The sequence below is a fragment of the Candidatus Poriferisodalis sp. genome (assembly GCF_965262965.1).
Taxonomy (GTDB): Bacteria; Actinomycetota; Acidimicrobiia; order Acidimicrobiales; family Poriferisodalaceae; genus Poriferisodalis.
The window spans coordinates 1,565,574-1,588,704 of the sequence record NZ_OZ253573.1 but is presented as its reverse complement, the minus strand read 5'-3'; the positions used below and the strand labels follow the sequence as shown (position 1 = coordinate 1,588,704).

Below are 23,131 nucleotides of genomic sequence, written 5' to 3'. Positions count from 1 at the left end.
CGCGCGTGAGCGGCGGCGTGAGGTCGCGCGTGAGCGGCGGCGGAGGGTACGACACCGACGAGCTGGCCCGCCTCGCGCAAGGCGTGTGCGAACGCGCCACGCCGCACGAGGAGATCGAAGTGTGCGTGTCGACCGGCCGCTCGACGACGGTGCGTGCCTACCTTGGCGAGGTCGAGTCGCTGAAGTCCGGTGTGAGTGCCGCAATCGGCGTTCGGATCGTCTCCGGCGGTCGCCAGGGCTTTGCCTCCGCCGGTTCGTTGGACCACGACGTGGTGGCCGACACGCTGGAGGCGGCTCGTCGCAACGTCGAGTTCGGTGAACCCGACCCGCATCAGGCCCTCGCGCGGCCTGACGGCGCTTTGCCGCCTGGACTGGATCTCAGCGACGCAAGCGTGCTGTCGATCCCAGAGTCGGACAAGATCGCAACTGCCATCGATATCGAACGGCGCTGCCTGGCGGCGGATCCACGCATCAGCGGTGTGCGTGTGGCGGCGTGGAGCGACGCTTGGTCTCAACGGGCCTTGGCGTCGAGCGCCGGAATTTGCGCCCAGAGCGAGAGCGGCAATTGTTCTGTGGGCGTTCAGCCGCTTGCGGTCTCCGGGGACGAAACCCAGATCGGCTACGCCGGCGATGCGGCGCGTCGATTCGACGACTTGGACATAGATCGTGTGATCTCCGAGGCTGCCGAGATGGCTACCGGTCAGCTGGGCGCCACCAAGCCGCGCAGCGAGCGGCTGACTGTGGTGCTCGAGCCCAGCGTCGCAGCAGCATTCCTGCGCGTCGTGTCAAGCGTGTTCACCGCCGACAGCGTGCTGAAGGGCAGGTCGCCGTTCGCAGACCGTGTTGGTGAACAGATCGCAGACGAACGCCTGCATTTGGCCGACGACCCGACCGATCCCAGCACGCTGGGCGCAGCGAATCACGATGGCGAGGGGCTCGGGGCCAGGCGCAACGAGCTCATCAACGCCGGCGTGCTGCAGGGATTCCTGCACAACGCATACACAGCCCGGCGCTCGGCGACGGTGTCGACAGGTTCAGCCGTTCGGAGCACGCGTTCGGTGCCAGGCGTCGGCCTGCTTGCGATGACGGTGAGCCCTGGCGACGTTGCTGCGGAAGATCTGCTCGCCTCGGTCTGCGATGGTGTGCTGGTGCGCGGTGTCAACGGATTGCACAGCGGCGTCAACCCCACAAGCGGCGATTTCTCCGTAGGCGCTTGGGGACACCGCATTGCTGGCGGGGAGCTTGCGGAGCCATTCCGGGAGGCCACGATCGCGTCCACGTTGCAGCGCATGCTGCTCGACATCTGCGGCATCGGTGCCGAGGCGAAGCGCCTCGCAGGAGGCATGGACATGCCTCCGCTGGTCATCGCCGACGTCGCGCTGTCGGGAGTGTGAGCGATGCCCCAAAGTCCTTCGCCGTCCGCGGTCGAGCGCCACCCGCACCTTGTCGAGGTTTGCCCCGAAGGCTGGGTGCGGGTCGATTTTCACACGCACACGATGTGGTCAGGCGATTCGACGACGACGCCTGACGAGTTCGCGCACTGCCTGCACGAATCAGGCATCGACGTGGTGTGCATCACCGATCACAACGCCGTGCGTGGAGCCCAAGAGCTGCAAGGCGAGCTGAGAGCCCGTGTGGTGATCGGCGAGGAGATGAAGACCCATGCGGGGGAGATCATCGGTCTGTTCCTGTCCGAGCGTGTGCCCCAGGGTCTGCCGCCCGTCGAGGCGGCGCAAGCCATCCGCGACCAGGGCGGTCTGGTCTACATCCCGCATCCGTTCGACCCGCTGCGCAACAACCTGCGTGCCGATGTCCTCGATGAGCTCGTCGCCGAGGGCCTCGTGGACGGCATCGAGATTCTCAATGCGAAAACGAGCCTCGCCAGCATGAACACTCGGGCTGCGCGCTACGCAGCCGAGCATGGGCTCGCGCCCGGCGCAGGCAGCGACGCCCATGTGGCCGAAGCGCTCGGCGGCGCCTACCTCGAGATGCCTGACTTCGACGACGACGATCCGGCCGGATTCCTGCAATCGATGCGTCGGGGATGGGCGGTGGGCCACCACTACGACCCGCCTCGGCGATGGCGACCGAGGATCGTGCCGTCCGTTCGCAGCGACGACTGACGCCCACATGAGCCTCGTGCAGGCAGTCGTCTTGGGCCTGCTGCAAGGCCTGACCGAGTTCTTTCCTGTTTCGTCAAGCGCTCATCTCGAGCTGGCTCCGTGGCTGGTCGGGTGGGATCTGTTCGACGGCGATACGGAACTGGAGAACACGTTCGACGTGGCTGTACATGTCGGCACTCTCGTGGGCGCTGCCGTGTACCTCCGCCGCGACATCGCTCGGTATATGGGCGCACTGTGGGGCGCCGCGCGTTCAGGAGGGCTCCGAGGACGGCCCGATGCGCGAGATCGGCCCGATGTGGTGGTCGCGCTGAGCTTGGCGGTGTCGGCGGTGCCAGCGGCGCTGGTCGGTGTCGCGCTGGAGGATCGTTTGCTGAGCCTGGCGGAGGAGCCGCTGCTCATCGCCACGTTGCTGGCCGGTTTCGGCTGGCTGCTGTGGTGGTCGGACGCAAGCGCAACCGCGGAACGGCAACAGTCCGGGTTCGGGATCCGAGATGCGCTGACCATGGGCATCGCGCAGGCCGCCGCACTGCTGCCCGGGGTCAGCCGCTCAGGCGTCACGATGACGGCGGGACGGTGGCTGGGCTTCGATCGCGCTGCAGCGGCGCGCCTGGCATTCCTGATGAGCCTGCCCCTGATCGCCGGCGCCGGTGTGTACCGTGCTGCCACTCTGTCGGCTGCCCCGACGGGCTCCCAAATAGCGATGCTGGTCGTCGGCGGAGTGACGGCCGCAGTGTCGTCGTGGGCCGGCGTCGCAGCGATGCTGTGGCTGCTGCGTCGGACGGGTTCGGGGTCAGGAAACGAACGGCGATCACCGTTCGCCCTGTTTGCCGGTTATCGGACAGCGGTTGCCCTGGTTGTCGTTCTCGTTATCGTCACGGGATTGCGTTGACGCCCACCACTACTGGCACGACGATGCCCGTCGCGCTGGCACGAGCAACAGCGTCGACGTGCGAAAGTTCGATCTCCACGAACCACCGCTCTGCCGAAGCGGCCAGGACATGCGCCGGAACCCGGACAGCCTCGCCTGCAGCGACGTTCGGCGCGAAGGGGTCCACGTCCGCGTAGAGCAACAGCTCGACCGCAGTGCCTGGCGCGACATCGGGCGCATGTCGGGCTGCGTCGATGCCGATGCCCCGCCGTCCCGCGCTGACCGACGCCGCCGGGTCGACGTCGAGCATCGTCAGGATTCCTCCGGCGGGCACCGAGCGTGCCAGCTCTCGAAGCTGGGTCGAACTCTTGAGCGCACCGTCGGGAACGAGGTGGGCCGGTACCTCCATTGCGACGACCTGCGTGCTGCCAGGCGTGACACCGATGCCGAGTGACGATTGCGCGATCAGCACCCTCACCGGTGTGCCCCACGCAGCCGCGGCCGATCGCGCCCGGCCCTGCGTCCCACCAACGACGATCACCGCAACCAGCGCGACGGCCCCAATCGCGGCCCAGTGCATGATGTTCGGACGGCGTTGCCAGATTCCGGCGATGTGAGAGATGAGCGTCATCGAAGCCTCCGCGGGGCATCGGCCGCCGCAGCGACGCCGGTGAATCGGCGTGCACTGCTGCGCCTCGAGCCGCATCACTGCGTGCCAGCGCTGGCTGCGATGCGCGACCAGCCAGCACAGCAGCAAGCGGCGTGTCTGAAGTGTCGGGTTGGCGCGGCGTCACCCCAATGGCGACGGCGCCGAAGCGATGGGCGTCAGCCTGACGCCGAGGAGGCTCCAACGGCCGAAGAATCGCGCTCCGAGCTGCCGTTCGACGAGCTTGATGAGCTTGACGAAGTCGACGGCGTCGACGTGGTCTCGGAGCCGCTGGCGGGACTGGACGGGCTGTCAGAGGGCTTCGATTTCGATTCGCCGTCTGACCTGCTGTCGTTGCGGTAGAAGCCGCTGCCCTTGAACGAGATGCCCACGTTCGAGAACACCTTGCGCACCTCGCCGCCGCAGGTCGCAGCGGTGTCGTCGGCAGCTTCGATGTCCAACGGCAACGGGCAGATCGTGATCGGGTCGTCGGCAAAGCTCTGATAGCGCTCGAACGACTGCGCACAATCGACACAGCGGTACTGGTAGGTCGGCATGAGGTCTCCGGTGCGGTTTCCAGCCAGCGACCCGAGCCGCGTGATTCAAGCGGTATTCGGGCCGTTGGAAATTCTAGCGACGCCGAACGCTCGGATGCTCAAGCCTTTCGTCGCGACGACGCTCGCCAGCTCTGAGTTCCTCAACTCTGTGCAGAAATGCCGCCATAGACGGCAAATCTGCGCAAAGAATGCGCACCGAAGGCGTGTCAGCCGTTGTCCGAGTCGCGAACTGTCTGCGCCGCCTCTAACTTTCGACGGCGTGAGTGCTGGCGACGCTGAAGCTGTTGTGGCGATGGCCGATCGCTACGGACTCGACGCGATGACCGCTGCGACACTGCAGCGCTACGGCTTTGATCCCGTCACGTTCGATCTGTTGCGCTGCCGCGTGGGCGACCGCGCACACGATGGTGACGCAAGCGCTGCGGACAACCGGGTGCGCGGCAACATCGAACCCCCCAACTCCGACGACCTTGTCGCATTGCCCCCGCCGGACTCGGCCGAGCGCGGCCAGTTCACCGACGCAGGCCGCGAGGCCATCGCACTGGGCCGCGTCGGCGTGCTGCTGCTGGCGGGCGGCATGGCCACGCGTTTCGGCGGCGGTGTCAAGGCGCTCGCCGAAGTCCTCGACGGCCTGACCTTCGTCGACGTCAAGCTCGCTGATCTTCGACGGCTGGCCCGCGAGCTGGACTGCTCGATCCCGTTGACGCTCATGACGAGCTTCCAGTCCGACGACGCACTCGCCTCCTGGGCAGAAACCGCGGCCCTCAGTACTGGCAGCGGCGAGCCGCGCCGTGTGCCCGTCGGCCTTGCTCCACAGGGCGTCTCGATGCGTTTGCGAGCTGACGGAGAGTTGTTTCGCGACGACACGTCGGGGGCTGTCTCGCTGCATGCGCCCGGCCACGGAGAAGCGCCGTGGGCCATGCGGCGCGCCGGGATCCTCGATCAGTTCGCAGCGGATGGCGGCCGACACATCTTCGTGACGAATGTCGACAACGCAACGGCCACGCTGGACCCGGCAGTGATCGGCGCGCATCTGGTGCATGAACGGCCGCTCAGCTGTGAGGTCGTCGCCGGGGAGGCGTCGGGCGGCGCGCCGTGGCGTGTCGACGGTCACCTGCAGATCCTGGAATCGTTCCGCTTGCCCTCAGGCGTCGACCCGACGGCCGCCGGAGCGGTCAACACGAACTCCCTCGTCGTTGATGTGGAGGTCTTCGCAGCGCAGTGGCCGCTGACTTGGTTCGAAGTGCGCAAGAGGGTCGGCCCCGATGAGGTGGTGCAGTTCGAACGTCTCATCGGCGAGCTGTCGGCGTTCGCCGACACGACGATGCTGCTCGTCGACCGCGACGGCCCCGACGGTCGCTTCCAACCGGTCAAGGACCCTGCCGAGCTTGCTGCGCGCCGCCGCGAGATCGCCGACATCCTCACGGCCCGGGGCGTGATCTCGTAGCTGGCCGCCGCGCAGATTTGACCGATGGTCGACCGACGAGTGTGTCCGCATCGACGCGGCGCCGACGGCACCAGCGTGAGCTGCGACCAGTACATTTCGCAGCGTGCTGCCGCTCGATGCTGCCCGCGAGTTCGTTCTGGAGCGATGCGGTCGGCGCAGGCCGGCTCTCTGCAGGGTCGCGGATGCGCTGGGCCTGGTGACAGCCGCTGAGATCGTAGCTGCCGAGGACATCCCGTCGTTCCCCAACACGGCGATGGATGGCTTCGCCGTGCGCTCCGAAGATGTCGCGATTGCGCCGTGCGAACTGCGTGTGGTCGAGACCATCGCGGCGGGACATGCGCCGGAGGTGACCGTCGGGGCGGGCGAGGCCAGCCGGATTATGACGGGGGCCATTATCCCGCCCGGCGCAGATGCGGTAGTGATGGTCGAACGCACCATCGTGACTCCCGCCGAGAATGGCAGCGACGAGACAGTCCGAGTCGAGATCAGCGTGCCGCCTGGCAACCACGTTCGTCCCGCCGGTGACGACATCCGTGCAGGCGAGCTGGTGTTCCAGGCCGGAACGGTGCTGACCGCAGGCCATCTGGGCGTGCTGTGCAGCCTCGGGATGACCGACGTCGAGGTGTATCCGCGGCTGCGGGTCGGCGTCATCTCAACCGGTGACGAGCTGGTGGACGATGGCAGCCCGCTGCGTCCCGGCCAGATCCGCGACTCCAATCGACGGACCCTGCTGTCGCTGCTCAAGCGAGCCGACGTCGAACCCGTCGATTTGGGCCTGGCTCCGGACGATCTCGACGCGATCACCGAGGCGATCAGCAGCGGTGCTGCGACGTGTGACGCGATCGTCACGTCTGGCGGCGTGTCGATGGGCGACTTCGACTACGTCAAGGCTGTGCTCGACCGTATCGCTGACATGCGGTGGATGCAGGTGGCGATCAAGCCGGCCAAGCCGCTGGCGTTCGGCACTATCGGCGACGTGCCAGTGTTCGGCCTGCCGGGCAATCCGGTCTCCTCGATGGTGTCGTTCGAGCTGTTCGCCCGGCCAGGCCTCCGCTCGATGATGGGCCACCCGCATCCCATGCGACCCACGGTGGTCGCTACCGCAGCCGAGGACCTGCTCCGACGCACCGACGGCAAGACCCACTTCATGCGTGTGCACGCGGCCCACGTCGACGGCGGGGTCGAGGTTCGCTCTGCGGGCGGTCAGGGCTCGCACATGTTGTGGGCGATGGCGAAGTCGAACGCGCTCGCTGTCGTGCCCGATGGCGACGGAGTGCGTGCGGGTGAACCGGTCGATGTGCTGCTGATCGACTGAGCGTCACAATTCATTCGGCGCCGGCGATTGTTCGCGGCGGCTCGCCGGCGGCTTCGCGGAAGTGTCCCGTCCTGCTCTGGGTACGCTCAGCCCTGTGAGCGTTGCGACAACCGCGCAGAGGCCGGCTGAGGATCTCGTCGATCCGTTCGGCCGGACCGTCGGCGACTTGCGCATCTCGGTGACCGACCGCTGCAATTTCCGCTGTCAGTACTGCATGCCCGCTGAGGGCATGAAGTGGCTTCCGCGCTCAGAGATCCTGAGCTTCGAGGAGATCGAGCAATTCGCTCGCGTCTGCGTCGAGCGTTTCGGCTTCGAGAGCATTCGTCTGACGGGCGGCGAGCCCCTTGTGCGCGCCCATCTGCCGCGGCTGGTGGAACGCCTGGCCGGGCTCGGTGTCGATGTCGCACTCACGACCAACGGTGCCACCTTGCGAATGCACGCCAAGCCGCTCGCGGATGCCGGCCTCAGCCGCATCAACATAAGCCTCGACTCGCTGCAGCGCGAGCGCTTCTTGGAGCTCACCCGCCGCGACGAGTTGGACCGTGTGCTCGACGGAATCGACGCCGCGATCGACGCTGGACTCGCACCGGTGAAGATCAACACCGTCATGATGCGAGGCATCAACGACGACGAAGTCGTTGACTTCGCGCGCTTCGGCCGCGAGCGAGGGGTGGAGGTCCGCTTCATCGAGTTCATGCCGCTCGAAGCGGGCGATGTGTGGACGAGCGACGTGGTGGTGCCGGCCGACGAGATCCTGGCGGCTATCTCGGCCGAGTTTGCGACCGAGCCGATCCTGCGCTCGAGCGAGCCTGCCGAGCGGTACCGCTACCTTGACGGCGGCGGCCAGGTCGGCGTCATCGCCAGCGTCACCAAGCCCTTCTGCGGGAACTGCGACCGTGTGCGCCTGACCGCTGAAGGCCAATTCCGGACCTGCCTGTTCGCACTGAACGAGTTCGATATGCGCACGATCCTGCGCAGCGACGCTGTCGGCGGGGAGCTGGAGGACCAGCTCGTTGAGGCCATCCGCAGCGCGGTGGGCACCAAGTGGGCCGGCCATTCGATCGGCCAGGTCAACTTCATCAAGCCAAAGAGAACGATGAGTCAAATCGGTGGCTGATGGCCACCGATTCATCAAACCCAGTGGTGGCTGAAGGCCGTTCAGTCTGAACACATCGCCGAGGAAGCACAGGTCATGACCGATTCGCCATTCACGCATCTGGATCCGCTCGGCCGAGCGCGCATGGTCGATGTCACGCCGAAGGATCCGTCGTATCGCCGGGCCATCGCCCGCTGCCGGGTCTACATGTCCGATGACACCGCGTCGCAGGTGGCACGCGGCACCATCGCCAAGGGCGACGTCATCGCCGTCGCCCGGGTAGCAGGCATCCAGGCCGCCAAGCGCACACCCGATCTGATCCCGTTGTGCCATCCGCTGCTCGTCGGCTCGGTCTACGTCAACTTCGAGATCGCCGACACCTGGATCGAGATCGAGGCCCAGGTCGAGACGGTCGACCGCACCGGCGTCGAGATGGAGGCCCTGACGGCGTGCTCGGTAGCTGCGCTGACGATCTACGACATGTGCAAGTCAGCCGACCGCTCGATGGTCATCGGCGATCTCACGCTGTGGGAGAAGACGGGGGGCAAATCGGGAACCTACCGCCGTGAGGCGGACACCTCGGACTGATGTTCTTGCCTCGCCGCAGCTCGTCAGTTGAGCGAACGATCGCGTGATAGCCGACGGCAATGCCGAGAGACTAGTCTGCAGCGATGCGCACGCAGCGGAAATGCACGGTGCGCCCGCGGCGGAATGGCACCCTTTGTGGACAGGCCCGCCGACAAGGCAGGTGATGCGTGACACAGCTGGTCTTGGTGTTCTTGGCTGTTGCGTGGATCGTCGTGCTCGCACCCGATGTGGCGCGCCTGTTCCGTCCACGGCAGCAAGCCCGGACGTCGGTTGATCACTTCCGCCAGCAGCTCGATTCGCTCGGTCGATCCGCACCCGCTGTGGCGAGCATCCCTCGTGTGCCGGATGCATCGAGCACGCAGAGCCAGGAGCGCTGGTCGCGGCCGCCGACAGCGATGCCGGCGAGTGCGAAGCAAGCAGCGATTCGCAGGCGAGACATCGGCACGCTGCTGGCGTTGTGCGTTGGCGTAACACTTGCGGGTGTCTTTGCCACGAACTCGTCGTGGGCGCTCGGCGCCTGCGTCGTCGCAGTGGTGTTGGCGGCGGCGTACGGCATCGGCGCGCTGCGGCGCCGTCGCGCCGCGCCGACCGCGCAAGTCCACTACTTGCCCCACGCCGGCACCGAACCGTCCACGGTGACCATGATTCGCCGGTCGGCGAACCAGTAGGGCTGCGCCGCACAGCGCACAGGGCGAGCCCCGATCGGCCGTCAAGCCGCGCAGATATATTCGACCGGACTTCCAGTCGGGGGTGTAGCTCAGTTGGTAGAGCGCTTCGGTCGCATCGAAGAGGCCAGGGGTTCGATTCCCCTCACCTCCACAAAGGCGTCTCGTGTGTCTCACGCACGTCCCGGTCGAGGACGCACGCGCCGGGCACACCTGCGGATCGTCGCGTCAGTTCTGGTCGCTGTCGTCTTCGTGGCAGCATGCGGAGGCGGGAGCGACACCGAGTCGCGCTACGAAGGCCTCGCGGTGGCCCCCTCCGAGCTGCGGCAGATCCCCCATATGGTGCTATCAGACACCGCTGGCAACGATTTCGGTCTCGCGGCCGATACGGAAGGGCAGGTGCGTCTCGTGTACCAGTTGTTCACGAACTGCCCCGACATTTGCGGGGTGCAACTGGCGCAGCTCGCCAGCGTGCTCGGCCGGCCAGGTGCTCCGAAGAACGTGCAAGTGTTGGCGGTCACCGTCGACCCTGACCGGGACACTCCTGAGATCCTGCGTGCGTATCTCGACCAGTTCAGCGCTGACTTTGTTGGACTCATTCCCCGCAGCGAGCAGCAGTTGACCGACCTGCAGAACGTGCTGGGCTCGTTGGCCTCGTTCAAGATCTTCGACACCACCCCGACGACGGATCACGACCACAGCACAGATGTCGATGCCGACGCGGCTCACGACCACGGCGCCTACGACATCGGCCATGACGGCCGTGTGTTTGCCTTCGCCCCCAACGGGTACGGCTACGCGCAGTACCCGTATCCCACACGTCAGTCCCAGTTCGATCACGACCTGCCGATCCTGGCCGTCATCGACCCGGACGCGCCGTCCGGCGCGGGTCTGTAGCACCATGCGGTTCTGGTGCTCGGCGCTCGAGGTGCCGTGGACGTGGGGGTGGCGTGCCTACCCAGGCGTCTGGGCGGCGTCGCTGGCCATTGCGGTCCCGTACCTGATGGCTCGTCGCCGCGAACGCAGCATGCGCATTCAGCCGCTGGACCCCGCCGAAGCAGCGACGCAGGGTCGGCAGAGGTGGCTATTCCTGGCCGGGGTCGCGGCGTTCTGGGTGGCCTCCGATTGGCCGCTCGGTGTGCTCGGTGCGGGCTATCTGGCTTCGGCCCACATGGTGCAGTTCATGCTGTACACGCTGGTCGCTGCGCCGCTGCTGGTGCTGGGCGTGCCCGAGCCGATGGCTCGCAAGATTCTGGCGAAGCTGCGCCTGTACCGCGTGATGACCCGCTTGACCAAGCCGGTTGCTGCGGGTGTCGTCTTCAACGCGTGTTTGGTGGCAACACACTCGCCGTGGGCGGTCGACACCCTGCGAGCGAACCAGTTCGGGTCATTCGTCATGGACCTGATCTGGCTTGTGTCGGGCGTGTTGGTGTGGCTTCCGATCTGCTCGCCGCTGGCCGAGCATCGACTTCGCAGCTATCCCGCCAAGATGGTGTACCTGTTCCTCGCGTTGGGCGTGGTGCCCGCTGTTCCAGCTGGATTCCTGACGTTTGCGGGCTTTCCGCTGTACGCCACCTATGAGCTGGCGCCGAGGTTCTATGGCCTCGACGCTGCAACGGATCAGCAGATGGCGGGCCTCATCATGAAGCTGGGCGGCATCCCGATCGTGTGGGGGACCATCATCGCCATGATGATGCGCTGGGCCGATGAGTCGAGGGCGTCCAGCCCGGCAGCCGCTGAGGGGCCGCGCGGATAGTTCACGGGTCGGGGCAGGCAGGCAGGCATCGCCGCCTCTGCGCTAGCACTCTCAGTCGACGATGACGAGCGCCCAGTAGACGACCGCCACGACGAGTGCGGCAGCCGCGATCATCGCCCGCACGGACAGCCACGCTTCGTCGCCTGCGCGCATCGGTCGGCGCGGCGGTCGCCCGAACATCAGCGTCCTGCGAACCGTCGTGCAGTGCCGTCGCTGCTCATGTGGCCTTGCTCATGTGGGCCCTGTTCATGTGGCCCGTCCGAGGCGCGCACCCTCGCGCTCGCGCAGCCTCACGTTCACCCACATCTTCTCCAGATGCTGAGCCACAGTGAGCGCTCCCTGAGGCACCTCGTGATCGGCGAAGAACGCTTCGACCTCGGTGGCGAGACTTCTGGTGGACAGCCCGCGTACCCCGCCTGCCATGCGAGCGATGGAGTTCTGAGGAAAGCGTTCAGTGAGGTCGTCCCACTGATCCCGCACGAATTCCCAGGCGACGGGACCCCAGTCGAGGTGCGTCATCGCAGCGCTCAACAGGTACGGCGCGTTCTGGGTGCGCACCTCGGTGGCGAACAGTTCGAGCGTCCGTTCGAACAGGTCACGTCTGTCGAACAGCAGTAGTGCTTGGAGGTAGCGCAGCTCGCTCTGCGGCGTGTCGGCACCCCGGTACAGATCGACCATGCGCTCGTAGTCGGTCTCGTCACCCGCCGCCGCGGCGACCTGGACGGCTGCGGCGGCCAGGTTCGGCTCGACCGAGGCGGCGCCGTCTTGGGCGGCAGCGTCGAACAGATCGCGGGCGCGGGTCCGAACCAATTCGTCTCGACCGCGTCCGCCGGCGGCTTCGAAGAGCACCCCACGCAGCTCGCGGTCCAGATCCGGCTCGTCGGAGCGGGGCTCGAAGCCCAGGACTCCCAGGGCCGTGGTCGCCAGGTCACGAATGAGCACAGCCAAGGTTTCACGACCGTGGGGCTCGGCGATCGCGTGCAGCCCCTTCAAGCCCCACACGATCCGTTGCCAGACATGCAGATCGGTCTCGGAGGCGAGATCGGTCACCAGCTGCACGAATTCTGACGCTGGTGCATGACCAGCCACCACAGCGGCGTAGGTGTCGTCGACCAGGCCGTATCGCTCGATCGGCGCCATGACCTCCAGCGCTTGGCGAGCGGTGCGCGCCAGCAGCTCGCCGCTGTACCGCACCCGGTAATAGCCATGACCGCCGGCGTTGACAACGGCCCACTCAACCGAACCACCCATGTCGAGTCGCACCGATGGCCCTTCGAGCAGCAGCCGCCGTTCGACGATCTTGCCGTCGACACGTGCCCGCACGATCACCGGCACGCTCCATGTGCTGGCTTCGGCGGCAGCGCCATCGCCGCCGCTGCCGCCGTACATGAAGCGATGCTGCGAGATCTCCAAACCCGCGGAGTGCACCTCGACAGCGAGAATCGGGTAGCCGCCCCGGAAGATCCAGCCGTCCATGACGGCCCGGACCGGCTCACCGCTGGATTCTTCGAGAGCGTCCCACAGATCGGTCGTTGTGACGTTTGCGTAGCTGTGGCGGTTCAGGTAGTGCCGCACCCCGGCCGCGAACCGCGCAGCGCCCAGGTACTGCTCGAGCATCCGCACGACTGCGGCGCCCTTCTCGTACGTCAGCACGTCGTACATGCCCTCGGCGTCTTCGGGGGAGACCACCTCGTACTCGATCGGGCGTGTCGTGCTCAGCGCATCCACGTCGAATGCTGCGCCGCGTTCGATCGAGAATTCATCCCAGCGCTGCCACTCGGGCCGGAAGGCGTCAGTGGTGGTGACCTGCATGAACGTGGCGAAGGCCTCCTTCAGCCAGATGCCGTTCCACCAGTCCATGGTCACAAGATTCCCGAACCACATGTGCGCCAGCTCGTGCGCGATCACATCGACGATGCGCAGCAGCTCCGCCGTGGTCGCCTTGGCGGGATCTGCCAGCAGCAGCGTCTCGCGGAACGTGATGGCGCCCATGTTCTCCATCGCGCCGAACGCGAAGTCCGGCACAGCGATGAGGTCCACCTTGGTGCCTGGGTAGTCGATGCCGTAGTAGTCGACCAGCCACGCCAGAGCGAACGCTGCGGCCTCGAGTCCGAAACCGGTCAGCGACGACTTGCCACGTACATGCACGATCCGCAGCGGCACCCCGCCGACGTCGACCGGATCGGTTGCTTCGAGGTCGCCGACGATGAACGCCATGAGATATGTCGACATGAGCATGGTGTCGGCGAACGTGTCGCGCCGCCGTCCGTCGGCGGTCGGCTCGGATGACACGAGCTCGCCGCAGCTGATCGCCATGAGGTCTGACGGCACGATCATCGTGACGCCGAACACGGCCTTGAAGTCCGGCTCGTCGAAGCACGGGAATGCGCGCCGCGCGTTGGTGGACTCGAATTGCGTCGTGGCGATCGTGCGGGTCTCACCGGCATCGTTGACGAACGTCGAGCGATAGAAGCCGCGGAGCTTGTCGTTCAGCTCGCCTGCGAACCTGCAGGCGATGCGGACGTCGCCCGGTTCGAGCTGGACTCCGTCGAGCGGTCGAAGTGTCATCCGCTCGTTTTCGGCATCGAACGAGATCTCGGCCCCGACGGTGGTGTCGCCTTGGCGCAGCGTCGCATCGGAGCATTCGAGCTCGGCGGTGTTCAACGTCACGCTGTCGACTGGCCCCCGCAGCGTCGCCGCAATGGCGACCTCGCCCACGAATCGAGCCGAGTCGAGGTCGGGTTCAATCACGAGGTCGTACCGCACGGGGCGCACATCGCGCGGCAGCCGGTACGGGTTGACACTGGTCATGGCGGGACCGTCGGCGGAGGGACTGGAAAGCAAGAACGTCACGGCGCGCACACTACCGACGGTCTGCGCGGTCGTTGCTGAGACCACCTTGTCCTCCGAATCGAACCTGCGAGCCGGCAGGCTGAGATGCTAAGCCCACTGGCGTGGAATCTCAGCATCCCGATGTCACCGACAACGGCGATGCACGTGATGTCGTCGGCAGCGGCAGTGCTCTCGATGTCGTCGGCATCGGCAATGCGATGGTGGACGTGCTTCTGCGCACCGATGAAGCCATGGTCATCGAGCTGGGCATCGTCAAGGGGGCGATGACGCTGGTGGATACCCAGCGGGCGGTCGAGCTCACCGCGCTCGTGGAGCTGCTTGGGGGCCCAGACGAGATGACGCCCGGCGGCTCGGTCGCGAACACGATGCTGGGTATCGCGGCGCTCGGCGGCAATGCCGGCTACATGGGCCGCGTGAGCGAGGACTCCCTAGGGGACCTGTTCATCTCCGACATGGCCGCGCACGGGGTCGAGCACGCTACCGCGGGGGCGCCAGCCGACGATCCGACGGGTCGCTGCACGGTCGTCATCACGCCCGACGGCGAGCGCACGATGAGCACGTACCTGGGGGCCTCCGCCGGCTTCGCGCCAGCCGATGTGGACTGGGCCATGGTGGACCGTGCTCGCACGGTGCTGCTCGAGGGCTACCTCTGGGATCCGACAGCGGCCCGGGTTGCGCTGCGCGAGGTGGCTGAACACTGCGCCGCTCCCGGCAACGATTGCCACGTTGCCCTCAGCCTGTCTGACTCGTTCTGCGTTGAGCGCCACCGGCGCGAGTTCATCGACATGGTGGATCGCTGCACCAACGTCTTGTTCGCCAACGCAGCCGAGCTCAAGGCGCTCTACGGGACCGATGACCTCGACGAAGCGCTCGCGACGGTGCAGGGCCGGGTGGACATCGCTTCGGTCACGCTGTCGGCGGCCGGAGCCGTATTCGTCACCCCCGACGAGATCGTGGAGATCCCTGTCGAGCCGGTCGATGAGGTCGTCGACCGCACCGGCGCTGGCGACCTGTACGCAGCGGGCGTGCTGTATGGATTGGCCCGCGGCTACGACCTCGAACGATGCGGCCGGCTCGGCTCGGTTGCGGCCGCCGAGGTCATCACCCACGTGGGAACCCGGCCGCTCGTGCCGCTCGATTCGCTGGCCGCTGATCTGATCTAGAGGGCACGCAGATTGGCTCGGATGCGGTGACCCCAAGACTTAAAGCCCTTGCCGCATTGCGAGGACTTCAGCCCCGAGCAAAGCCAGCTGGTAGGTGCAGTAGGGACCGGCGAGCACCTGGGTCAGGTCGATCACCCGGATCCCGTCAAGCGGTGCCGGTCGCGTCATGAATCCGACCGGTCGATGTCTGAGGTCATCGCCAGTCAAATGTATGGAGCGGGATTGCACGTGCGCTCGTGCCGACCTATCCGACAGCGAACAGAGAGGCCGACATCTCGGCGGCGACGGCGTCGAGCAGCGCTTCCAGATGACGGCGGTCGGTGCGGATGTCGCCGGGGGTCGGGATCACGGCTTCGAGGTAGATCTTCGCCTTGGGCTCGGTGCCGCTTGGCCGGATGCAGATGCGGACCTGGGCCTCTGGGTCATGGCCACCGCCGTTGGCCGTGGCGAGCGCCAGCTCCACTTCGACGAGGTCAGCAGGGTGGGGTTTGCTGGGGTCGAGCCAGTCCACGACGTTCGTCACGGCGCGGCCCGCGATCGTGCGCGGCGGATGAGACCGCAACTGCGCCATCGCGGAGGAGATTGCTTCGGGGCTCGCGCGCACCGAGGCTGCAGCAGTGACGTGGAGGCCGACTTCGGCTACGAGCTCATCGAGCCGTTCGAGCGGCCCGATGCCGTGAGCAGCCAATGCGCCGGCCAACCGCACGAATTCCACGGCGGCTGAGATGCCGTCCTTGTCCAGCACGGCGTCGGTGACCGAGTAGCCCAGCGCCTCTTCGTAGCCGAACACCCAGCGGGCGTCGGGATGCGCCAGGCGAGGCTCCATGATCCACTTGAAGCCGGTCAGGGTTCGGTGGTGTTCGACGCCCCGAGCGATGCAGAGTGCTTCCGCCATCCGTCCTGAGACGACCGAAGAGGCCGAGATGAGCGGTCGCGTTTGGCTCTCGTCGCTCGCCAGACCGATCAGCCAGTCGCACAGCAGCACGCCCAGTTCGTCCCCGCTCAGCCGGTACCACTTGCCGCGCCGGTCGCGCACGGCGACTGCGAGCCGGTCCGCGTCGGGATCGTTGGCGAGCACGAGATCGGCCCCCTGCTCGTCGGCCAGTGCCAGCGCGTCATCGAGCGTGCCCGGCTCCTCGGGATTCGGGTACGGCAGTCCCGGGAACGAACCGTCGGGGTGTCGCTGGTGCTCCACGTACAGCGGCGGTGGCAAGCCCGCGACCGCGAACGCGTGGCCAAGTGTCTGCGAGCCGACGCCGCAGAGCGCCGTGTAGACGACCTGCGCGATGTCGGGTGGGGGATCGGCCGGCTCGCTCGACGAGTCGAAGGTCGGTGGGCGGATGGTCGCGCCGACGTATTCGGCGATCACCGATCGCACGTCGAGACTCTCGACCTCATGTCGCACAGCGAGATCGCCATCGTCAGGGAGCGACGTCAGATCCATGCGAGCTTCGATGAGCCGGTCCAGCGGCGGTCGGATCTGGGTGCCGTCGGCCCAGTACGCCTTGAGTCCGTTGTCGCCGCGAGGGTTGTGGCTGGCGGTGACCATGAGTGCGGCGCCCGCGGAGCGGGCAAGCAACTGCCGGGCGAGCAGCGGCGTCGGTGCAGCGCCATCGATGATCGCCGTTGGGATGCCCGTGCCGGCCAGAAGGCGAGCGGCATCGACGGCCATGTCCTGGGAGCCGGGCCGTGCATCGAAGCCGACGACGGCACCTCGCGAGGCCAGTCCCGCAGAGATGAGTTCGGCCCCGACGGCCCGTGCGACCAGCCGAGCCATGACGCGGTTCATGCGATTCGGCCCCGGTCCGGTCGCGCCTCGAAGCCCCGCCGTGCCGAAGCGCAGCACGTTGCTGAAATGCTCATGCACCCAAGCGGGGTGACCGCGTCCGTCCTCGATGGCGCGGCGCGTCCACGGATCAGGGTCGGCGGCGAGCCAGACCTCCAGCAATTGCGTTGGCCTCATCTCGACGGTCATCGCCAGTCACCGACGAATCGAGGCGACTGCGCGCTCGTCGACGAATCGAGCCCGTTCATACCGGGCGGTGGCCCGACGGAGGCGAGAGTCGTAGATCACAGATGCACATCGTGGCAAAGCCGACCCCAGTAGTTTCGCTGTAGTCATGCTGTTTCCGACGTTTGCCTTCGGCGCGTTCTTCGTCGTCGTCTTCGTCGTGAACTGGCTGACGCGGCCGCACCCCACGCTGTGGAAGCCATTGATGCTCGGTTTCAGCATCTTCTTCTACGGCTGGTGGAGCTGGCGCTTCGTGCTCCTTCTGGCCGCCACCATCGTCATCAACTGGGTGGTCGGGCATTTCACGGCGGCGAACCTGCAGGGAACCGGTCGTGACGACGCACGAACTGCGCGCTGGTGGGTTCGCATCGGAGTCGTTGCCAATCTGGGCATTCTCGGCGTCTTCAAGTACTGGGATTTCTTCGCCGTCGAGCTCTCGAACCTGCTTGAGAGCGTGGGCATCTCGGGCACCTTGCCGATCCTTGAGTACACGCTGCCGGTCGGCATCTCGTTCTACACGTTCCAGGCGATGAGCTACATCATCGACGTCGGTCGCCGAAACGTCCGCGAGATGGCGCCGATGGACTTCGCGGTGTACCTCTCATTCTTCCCCCAGCTGGTGGCTGGGCCCATCGTGCGGGCGTCGGAGATGGCGCCGCAACTGGCCGCACGACCTGATCCGCGTTACGTCCCCGCCGCCGAGGCGTTCGGGCTGATCCTGAATGGCCTGTTCAAGAAGGTCGTCATCTCGAGCTTCCTCGCCAGCGAGATCGTGGACGGTGTCTTTGCCGACCCGGGAGGGCACAGCGGCCCCGAGGTGGTGCTGGCTGTGTATGCGTACGCAGTCCAGATCTATGCCGATTTCTCGGGATACACCGACATCGCCATTGGCGTCGCGCTGCTGCTCGGCTTCCGCTTCCCCCAAAACTTCAGCGCGCCGTACCGGGCGCTGACGCTGCAGGACTTCTGGCGACGCTGGCACATGACGCTCTCACGCTGGCTGCGCGACTACCTCTACGTGCCGCTTGGCGGCAATCGAGGCAGTCGTGTCGCCACGTACCGGAACCTGATGCTGGTGATGCTGTTGGGCGGTCTGTGGCACGGCAGCACGTGGAACTTCGTCATCTGGGGCGGCATCCACGGCGTCGTGCTGGCGGTTGAGCGGCTGGTCCGCGAGCGACGCGAGCGGCACGGCTTGGGCCCGATCCTCCCCGTCGGCATCGGCGAAGCCGTGCGGTGGCTGGTCACGTTCCACGTTGTGTGCCTGGCGTGGGTCTTCTTCCGGTCTGAGTCGCTGTCGGCTTCTGTTGAGATGCTCGGTGCAATCGCCAACTTCGACAACTACGCGGGGACCGCGACTCCGCTGGTGATTGCCGTCACCTTCGGCGCTCTTGCGTTCCAGTTCATGCCGCAGGCATGGGCCGACCAGATTCGCGAGGGATTTGCCGACCTGAGCTGGCTGGCTCAGGGTGCCGCCGTGGGTCTCGCGCTGGTTGCCATCGACGTCCTCGGCCCCTCAGGTGTGGCCCCGTTCATCTACTTCCAGTTCTGATTGGTCATGACGATCTTGCAATCACCATCCGGAGAGCGTTCCGGCCCGGCTCTGTCGGCAACCGACCGTCGAAACGGTGTGGCAGCTGGACGCGTCCTCGCAGCGGGGGCGCTCGGTCTCGTGCTGGCGGTGGTGCTCAATGCGCAGCAGCTTCTGCGAGAAGCGCAGCAGAAGCCCTTCGGATGGGAACGCGACACGTCCGTGGCAGTGTGGGAACCCATCGAGGACGTTTCGAGCGCTGTTGGGCTGCATCTGCCGCGGCTGTGGGCCGACGAGGCACTGGGCCGGTCGAAGCCGGACCCGGGTGCGTCAGTCGGCGAGGCGCTTCAGGTCCCCGAGACCCCGACGGCGTCAGGCGGCGTCGTTGTGGCCGAGACCTCCGTCATCGGTGAGACCGAGACGCAGAGCACCCCCGATGTTGCGTCGGTTCCGGACCCGCAGTCGCAGGGCGGAAGCACCGCGGACGCATCCGTCGATCCGACGGTCGTCGGGGCGACGCCATCGGCACAAGACGCCCCGGCGGCCAGCGTGCCTGCCACCACGATTCCGTGGTTTCCGACCCCTGCGGAGCCCCTGAAATTGCGTGTCATGGGCGATTCGATGGTCCAGTTCTTCGGCGACACAATGGTCGGCTTGGCCGAGGCGACCGGGGTCATCGAGGCCGAAACCGAGAATGTGCTCTCAAGCGGGCTGACGCGCCCGGACTTCTACGACTGGCCCGAACGCATCATCGAGGTCATGGTCGCCGACGACCCCGACGCGGTCGTCCTCATGTTCGGCGGCAATGACGCGCAGGCGCTGGTGGTGGACGGCCAGATCGCCCGGCCATTCTCCGAGGCGTGGGTGCAGGAATATTCCACACGCGTCGGCCACGTGATGAACCTCGTCGCGACCGATCCGCAGCGGGTCCTGATCTGGGTCGGTCAGCCGATCATGCGCGATCCCAACTACGACGACAAGATGCACCAGATCAACGCGATCTATGCCGCCGAGGCCGCAGAACGCCCCCAAGTGCACTACGTCGACATCCGCGACCTGTTCCGTGGACCCGACGGCGGCTTCAGCCGCTACGTGATCGGCCAGGACGGCCAAAGAACCGACGTGCGCCTGACTGACGGTGTGCACCTCAGCACCATCGGCGGCCGCTGGCTGTCAGAAGTGCTGTTGGATGAACTCGGCCTGTTCGTCGACCTCGACTCTGGTGGGCCTTCGTGATCGCAGGCCCTGGGCCACTTGTGCGACGCCGGCCATCTCGACTCACACGGGCGTCAGGCCACACAAAGCGATCGCTGTGGGCAGCAGGGGCGGCTGTGTGCATGGTCGCGACCTCGTTGCCACACGGACCAGTTGCGGCGCAAGCCGGCGACGAGACGTCAGAGACTGTCGAGCAAGTGTCGACAGTCTCCGAGCCGCCCCCGCGTTACACCGACGATCCATGGGCCGACCCGGTGCTGCGCTGGCCCGATCCGCTCGCAGAGTCCCAGCTGGGCACCGAGCCCACGTACTACTGGTTCGCCCGCGACGACCGCCGATCGCTCTTGCCCGCGGCGACAGCGGAACGTCCGCTGCGGGTGTGGGCCGGAGGCGATTCGATGTCGGGCGGTCCGGTGTACGGATTCCGTCAGCTCATCGCCGACGAACCAGATTTCAGGTTCACTGAGGACATCATCACGTCCACGGGCGTCGTCACCGAATGGTTCTTCGACTGGATCGACTACATGGCCAGTGATGTGGCCGAAGGTCCCTACGACGTCATCGTCCTGGCGATGGGCGCCAACGACAAGCAGAGATTCCGCGGGCTGGAAGCGCGTTTCGGCGAGGACGAATGGACCGAGCGCTACCGTACGCGGGTCCGCGATCTCGTTGCCGCCGCCGCCCGGCCTGGCCGGCTCGTGATCTGGGTCGGCTTGCCGCCGTTGCAGCCGCGGCATTTTGCGCCGTTGCCCGGTGTCGTCAACCCGCTCGCGGCAGCGGCCGTCGCCGATGTCGACGGCGCGATCTTCATGGATTCGTTCGACGCAGTGGGGGTAGATGGCGCCTATGCACAACGCCTCGGCCCCGGGCAGCGCAACGTCCGCACCCAGGACGGCATTCACTACACCTACTACGGCGGAGTCGTGCTGACGGAGCCGATCCTCGCTGAGATCGAGCGCCGCAGCGGCTGACGCGTGACTAGCCGCGGCCGCAGTTGGGCCGCTTGCCGTGGTTGGCCTTGTTGCGGCGCGCCCGGAGCTTTCGCTTGTTGGTGCGCTTCGACATAGGCATATCAGGCTATCGACGCCGCCCCGGCATCAGGCTCCGGCGCTGGCGCGGCGGATGGTGTGTGTGGGTTCGGTTGGTCTAGATGATTAGTTCCAAGGGGTCGGGTCCACCGGTTGTGGGGTGAGGGTGTCCAAGCTCGGGGTGTGAAACAACACCTCGATCTCGCAGGACCGGAGCATGAACCCGGACTTGGACACCCTTGCGACCGCACTGTATGTGCGGATCGATGACCTGTTGGCGCAGAACCCTCATTGGGTGCCGCAGCGGCCTGCGGTGGGGTTCGCCCCGAAGCTGTCGGACGCGGAGCTGATCACCCTGGCGGTGATCTCGGCGCTGCTGGGCTATGACAACGAGTCGCAGTTCGTGCGCTACGCGAAAGCGCATCTGGGGCCGTGGTTCGCGTACCTGCCCAACCGCGACGGCTACAACAAGCGGCTGCGGCGCAGCGCCGAGATGATCGCTCGTGTCATGGGATGCCTCGCACGCGAGTGCGAGTCGTGGCACGACGACGTGTGGCTGGTCGACTCCACCCCGGTCGAGTGCGGCACCAGCCGCGAGACCCAAAAGCGCTCTGACCTCGCCCGATGGGCCCAATACGGCTGGTGCGCGTCGCATTCGCGGTACTTCTGGGGTCTGCGGCTGCACCTTGTGGCCACGCCGGCGGGGCTGCCGATCGCGTTCGCTCTCGCCGGCGCGAAAGCCGACGAACGCGAAGTCTGCGCGGACATGATCGCCGCGGCCGGGATCGCCCGGCCCGGCCAGACACTCATCGCCGACAAGGGCTACAGACGCGCCGCGTTCGAACGTCAGCTCAACCAAACCGGCATCACCCTGCTCCGCCCCGCCACCCGATCCGAGGCCCCACGGCCCGGCGCAAGGTTCCTGCGGCCCTTGCGCCAGATCATCGAATCGATCAACCAGACCCTCAAAGGCCAGCTCAGCCTCGAACGCCACAAAGGCCGCACCCGCTCCGGCGTCGCCGTGCGCATCCTCACACGGCTCCTCGCCCTCACCACCGCCATCTGGCACAACGAGACCCACCGACACAGCCGACCAGCACGCTCACTCACCGCCTACGACCACTGACCCCTTGGAACTAATCATCTAGGCGGGTCCTGGGATGGTGAGGGTGACCGGGCTGTTGAGGGTCCTGCCGTCGGTGGCGCAGATCGCGCCGGTTGTTTCGCAGTCGGTGGGCAGTGTGATCTGCACGGTGTTGTCGCCGTCGGGGGCGATGGTGAGTTCCCAGCGGCGGTTGCGGTCGTCGCTGCCGGGGTGCAGTCGCCGCACCTTGGTCACCTCGCCGCCTGTCACCTCGAGCACGTCGTCGCGCACGGCCGCGAAGCCGATTCACACGTTCTCGCTGAAATGCAGCTCACCGGTGAACGCAGCCGAGCCGTCATGGCTGTCGGGGAACCTGCGCAGCTCCCCGGCCAGGTCAGCGTCCGCCTCGCCGCCACCTGCTGGGCCGCGTTATCGACATCACAGTTGACGTCACCGAACACACGGCAGTTGGAAGCGACCTTCACGATGATGCTGTCCAAGATCGCGCACGCATCACCGTCGATCGTCACCCGGCCGAAGCCGAGCCCGTCATGGCACTGCAAGCTCGACAACAGCATGTACACCGTGCGAGTGGTGCCGTCCTGCGCAGTCGCCGTCACGGTCACGTCACCGGCAGCCGACAGCGGCCCCTCCAACGCGACCTGACGACCGGACGCGACCAAATCGGCGTCAACGGCACTCACCGACACCTGGGTCCCATAGTGGTCAGGCTCGACCGAGACGGTCACATGCGACAGGTTGGGCTCCAGCTCGACCCGCTGCAAAATGTGATCCTCGCTGCCCACCGAAGTGCTCGTGTCGCTGAGGGCGGTCCTCGCCGACGTCGGAACACCGTCCGAATACTCCTTGCCGCTGACATCGAACCGAAAGCTGGTGTTGCTCAGCAATGGCAGCCGATAGGCGTAGATCCTGTCGTCAGCAGGGTCGTGGATGCTCTCGGCAGCCTCGCTGGCGACCCACATCGTGATGCCGTTAGACCAGATGCCAGCGGAGAAGTCGTTGTCGGCCGCTTCCAGACCGGTCAGGTTGGCTGCGGGCGTCCGCTGCGCTTCAGCGGGGGGGGGGGGGGGGGGTAGACGAGCACTGCCGCCGCCACCGATACGGCAAGTAACAACGAGACCGTACGAATGCGCATCTCCGGGACCCCAATTTGCTGCCAGAACT

General features: G+C 66.5%; 22 protein-coding genes, 1 tRNA gene and 2 pseudogenes. 17 read left to right on the top strand and 8 right to left on the bottom strand.

Features of this window, described 5'->3' with window-relative positions; all coding sequences use genetic code 11:
- Positions 1-29 precede the first annotated feature (29 nt).
- From ACQY5K_RS07600 to ACQY5K_RS07590, 3 genes are read left to right on the top strand one after another with little or no spacing between them, the layout of a single operon-like run.
- Positions 30-1,394 (top strand): TldD/PmbA family protein, encoded by a 1,365-nt coding sequence (locus ACQY5K_RS07600; protein WP_428121630.1) that lies wholly within the window; start codon positions 30-32, stop codon positions 1,392-1,394.
- 3 nt (positions 1,395-1,397) lie between these two features.
- Positions 1,398-2,123 carry a PHP-associated domain-containing protein gene (locus ACQY5K_RS07595; protein WP_419922318.1) on the top strand — a complete coding sequence of 242 codons (726 nt, stop codon included), beginning with the start codon at positions 1,398-1,400 and terminating at the stop codon, positions 2,121-2,123.
- A 7-nt stretch (positions 2,124-2,130) separates the two neighbouring features.
- The gene (locus ACQY5K_RS07590) at positions 2,131-3,012 is read left to right on the top strand and encodes an undecaprenyl-diphosphate phosphatase (protein ID WP_428121627.1); all 882 of its coding nucleotides are present in this window, start codon (positions 2,131-2,133) and stop codon (positions 3,010-3,012) included.
- Here the strand turns inward: ACQY5K_RS07590 and ACQY5K_RS07585 are convergent.
- Complete coding sequence (locus ACQY5K_RS07585) at positions 2,996-3,622, bottom strand: hypothetical protein (protein ID WP_428121624.1); 627 nt, start codon at positions 3,620-3,622, stop codon at positions 2,996-2,998. The two genes, ACQY5K_RS07590 and ACQY5K_RS07585, sit on opposite strands and share 17 nt — an antisense overlap.
- Here ACQY5K_RS07585 and ACQY5K_RS07580 point away from each other — a divergent pair.
- Complete coding sequence (locus tag ACQY5K_RS07580) at positions 3,605-4,000, top strand: hypothetical protein (protein WP_428122871.1); 396 nt, start codon at positions 3,605-3,607, stop codon at positions 3,998-4,000. The two genes, ACQY5K_RS07585 and ACQY5K_RS07580, sit on opposite strands and share 18 nt — an antisense overlap.
- Positions 4,001-4,146: 146 nt before the next feature.
- On the opposite strand, the pseudogene ACQY5K_RS07575 reads toward ACQY5K_RS07580, so the two are convergent.
- Positions 4,147-4,194: pseudogene (locus ACQY5K_RS07575) on the bottom strand (FmdB family zinc ribbon protein); the annotation flags it as partial.
- A 10-nt stretch (positions 4,195-4,204) separates the two neighbouring features.
- On the opposite strand from ACQY5K_RS07575, the gene ACQY5K_RS07570 reads away from it, so the two are divergent.
- The 8 genes from ACQY5K_RS07570 to ACQY5K_RS07535 all read left to right on the top strand — a co-directional run bounded on the left by ACQY5K_RS07570 (position 4,205) and on the right by ACQY5K_RS07535 (position 11,061).
- A complete protein-coding gene (locus ACQY5K_RS07570) occupies positions 4,205-5,641 on the top strand; it encodes a UTP--glucose-1-phosphate uridylyltransferase (RefSeq protein WP_428121622.1) in 1,437 nt (478 codons plus the stop codon).
- A 103-nt stretch (positions 5,642-5,744) separates the two neighbouring features.
- On the top strand, positions 5,745-6,956 hold the full coding sequence (locus ACQY5K_RS07565) for a molybdopterin molybdotransferase MoeA (protein ID WP_428121619.1): 1,212 nt from the start codon (positions 5,745-5,747) through the stop codon (positions 6,954-6,956).
- Between the two features lie 94 nt (positions 6,957-7,050).
- Complete coding sequence (gene moaA / locus ACQY5K_RS07560; protein WP_428121616.1) at positions 7,051-8,073, top strand: GTP 3',8-cyclase MoaA; 1,023 nt, start codon at positions 7,051-7,053, stop codon at positions 8,071-8,073.
- 75 nt (positions 8,074-8,148) lie between these two features.
- Entirely contained in the window at positions 8,149-8,640 is a 492-nt protein-coding gene (gene moaC, locus ACQY5K_RS07555; RefSeq protein ID WP_428121613.1) for a cyclic pyranopterin monophosphate synthase MoaC, read from the top strand.
- 167 nt (positions 8,641-8,807) lie between these two features.
- Positions 8,808-9,308: a hypothetical protein gene (locus ACQY5K_RS07550; protein WP_428121611.1), complete on the top strand. Its 501-nt coding sequence runs from the start codon at positions 8,808-8,810 to the stop codon at positions 9,306-9,308.
- A 78-nt stretch (positions 9,309-9,386) separates the two neighbouring features.
- Positions 9,387-9,459: transfer RNA gene (locus ACQY5K_RS07545), tRNA-Ala, on the top strand.
- Positions 9,460-9,473: 14 nt separating this feature from the next.
- Complete coding sequence (locus ACQY5K_RS07540; RefSeq protein WP_428121608.1) at positions 9,474-10,202, top strand: SCO family protein; 729 nt, start codon at positions 9,474-9,476, stop codon at positions 10,200-10,202.
- 4 nt (positions 10,203-10,206) lie between these two features.
- Positions 10,207-11,061, top strand: a complete 855-nt coding sequence (locus ACQY5K_RS07535; protein WP_428121605.1) for a cytochrome c oxidase assembly protein — start codon at positions 10,207-10,209, stop codon at positions 11,059-11,061.
- Between the two features lie 246 nt (positions 11,062-11,307).
- Here the strand turns inward: ACQY5K_RS07535 and ACQY5K_RS07530 are convergent, their stop codons facing one another.
- A complete protein-coding gene (locus ACQY5K_RS07530) occupies positions 11,308-13,914 on the bottom strand; it encodes a M1 family metallopeptidase (RefSeq protein ID WP_428121603.1) in 2,607 nt (868 codons plus the stop codon).
- Between the two features lie 101 nt (positions 13,915-14,015).
- Here ACQY5K_RS07530 and ACQY5K_RS07525 point away from each other — a divergent pair, with 101 nt between their 5' ends.
- Complete coding sequence (locus ACQY5K_RS07525) at positions 14,016-15,077, top strand: adenosine kinase (protein ID WP_428121601.1); 1,062 nt, start codon at positions 14,016-14,018, stop codon at positions 15,075-15,077.
- 48 nt (positions 15,078-15,125) lie between these two features.
- Here the strand turns inward: ACQY5K_RS07525 and ACQY5K_RS07520 are convergent.
- Positions 15,126-15,245, bottom strand: a pseudogene (locus ACQY5K_RS07520) (CoA transferase); the annotation flags it as partial.
- A gap of 76 nt (positions 15,246-15,321) precedes the next feature.
- Positions 15,322-17,052: a phospho-sugar mutase gene (locus ACQY5K_RS07515; protein WP_428121599.1), complete on the bottom strand. Its 1,731-nt coding sequence runs from the start codon at positions 17,050-17,052 to the stop codon at positions 15,322-15,324.
- 145 nt (positions 17,053-17,197) lie between these two features.
- Between ACQY5K_RS07515 and ACQY5K_RS07510 the strand changes: the two genes are divergently transcribed.
- From ACQY5K_RS07510 to ACQY5K_RS07500, 3 genes are all read left to right on the top strand, one after another.
- A complete protein-coding gene (locus ACQY5K_RS07510) occupies positions 17,198-18,640 on the top strand; it encodes an MBOAT family O-acyltransferase (protein ID WP_428121597.1) in 1,443 nt (480 codons plus the stop codon).
- Positions 18,641-18,718: 78 nt separating this feature from the next.
- On the top strand, positions 18,719-19,855 hold the full coding sequence (locus ACQY5K_RS07505; protein ID WP_428121595.1) for a DUF459 domain-containing protein: 1,137 nt from the start codon (positions 18,719-18,721) through the stop codon (positions 19,853-19,855).
- Between the two features lie 176 nt (positions 19,856-20,031).
- On the top strand, positions 20,032-20,805 hold the full coding sequence (locus ACQY5K_RS07500; RefSeq protein ID WP_428121593.1) for a DUF459 domain-containing protein: 774 nt from the start codon (positions 20,032-20,034) through the stop codon (positions 20,803-20,805).
- Between the two features lie 7 nt (positions 20,806-20,812).
- Here the strand turns inward: ACQY5K_RS07500 and ACQY5K_RS07495 are convergent, their stop codons facing one another.
- Positions 20,813-20,899 (bottom strand): 50S ribosomal protein bL37, encoded by an 87-nt coding sequence (locus tag ACQY5K_RS07495; protein ID WP_419923509.1) that lies wholly within the window; start codon positions 20,897-20,899, stop codon positions 20,813-20,815.
- A gap of 180 nt (positions 20,900-21,079) precedes the next feature.
- On the opposite strand from ACQY5K_RS07495, the gene ACQY5K_RS07490 reads away from it, so the two are divergent.
- Positions 21,080-21,988, top strand: a complete 909-nt coding sequence (locus ACQY5K_RS07490; RefSeq protein WP_428121590.1) for an IS982 family transposase — start codon at positions 21,080-21,082, stop codon at positions 21,986-21,988.
- Positions 21,989-22,006: 18 nt separating this feature from the next.
- Here the strand turns inward: ACQY5K_RS07490 and ACQY5K_RS07485 are convergent, their stop codons facing one another.
- Together ACQY5K_RS07485 and ACQY5K_RS07480 are read right to left on the bottom strand one after the other, a co-directional pair.
- Positions 22,007-22,237, bottom strand: a complete 231-nt coding sequence (locus ACQY5K_RS07485) for a hypothetical protein (RefSeq protein WP_428121588.1) — start codon at positions 22,235-22,237, stop codon at positions 22,007-22,009.
- On the bottom strand, positions 22,213-22,929 hold the full coding sequence (locus ACQY5K_RS07480) for a hypothetical protein (protein ID WP_428121586.1): 717 nt from the start codon (positions 22,927-22,929) through the stop codon (positions 22,213-22,215). Before ACQY5K_RS07480 ends, ACQY5K_RS07485 begins: the two co-directional genes overlap by 25 nt.
- Between the last annotated feature and the right edge of the window lie 202 nt (positions 22,930-23,131).

Excerpts from the sequence above, each read along its gene's own strand:
- ACQY5K_RS07595 (WP_419922318.1), top strand. The coding sequence starts at position 1,398 with ATGCCCCAAAGTCCTTCGCCGTCCGCGGTCGAGCGCCACCCGCACCTT.
- ACQY5K_RS07590 (WP_428121627.1), top strand. The coding sequence starts at position 2,131 with ATGAGCCTCGTGCAGGCAGTCGTCTTGGGCCTGCTGCAAGGCCTGACC.
- ACQY5K_RS07585 (WP_428121624.1), bottom strand. The coding sequence starts at position 3,622 with ATGACGCTCATCTCTCACATCGCCGGAATCTGGCAACGCCGTCCGAAC.
- moaC (WP_428121613.1), top strand. The coding sequence starts at position 8,149 with ATGACCGATTCGCCATTCACGCATCTGGATCCGCTCGGCCGAGCGCGC.
- ACQY5K_RS07535 (WP_428121605.1), top strand. The coding sequence starts at position 10,207 with ATGCGGTTCTGGTGCTCGGCGCTCGAGGTGCCGTGGACGTGGGGGTGG.
- ACQY5K_RS07515 (WP_428121599.1), bottom strand. The coding sequence starts at position 17,052 with ATGACCGTCGAGATGAGGCCAACGCAATTGCTGGAGGTCTGGCTCGCC.
- ACQY5K_RS07510 (WP_428121597.1), top strand. The coding sequence starts at position 17,198 with ATGCTGTTTCCGACGTTTGCCTTCGGCGCGTTCTTCGTCGTCGTCTTC.
- ACQY5K_RS07495 (WP_419923509.1), bottom strand. The coding sequence starts at position 20,899 with ATGTCGAAGCGCACCAACAAGCGAAAGCTCCGGGCGCGCCGCAACAAG.
- ACQY5K_RS07490 (WP_428121590.1), top strand. The coding sequence starts at position 21,080 with ATGAACCCGGACTTGGACACCCTTGCGACCGCACTGTATGTGCGGATC.
- ACQY5K_RS07480 (WP_428121586.1), bottom strand. The coding sequence starts at position 22,929 with ATGTGGGTCGCCAGCGAGGCTGCCGAGAGCATCCACGACCCTGCTGAC.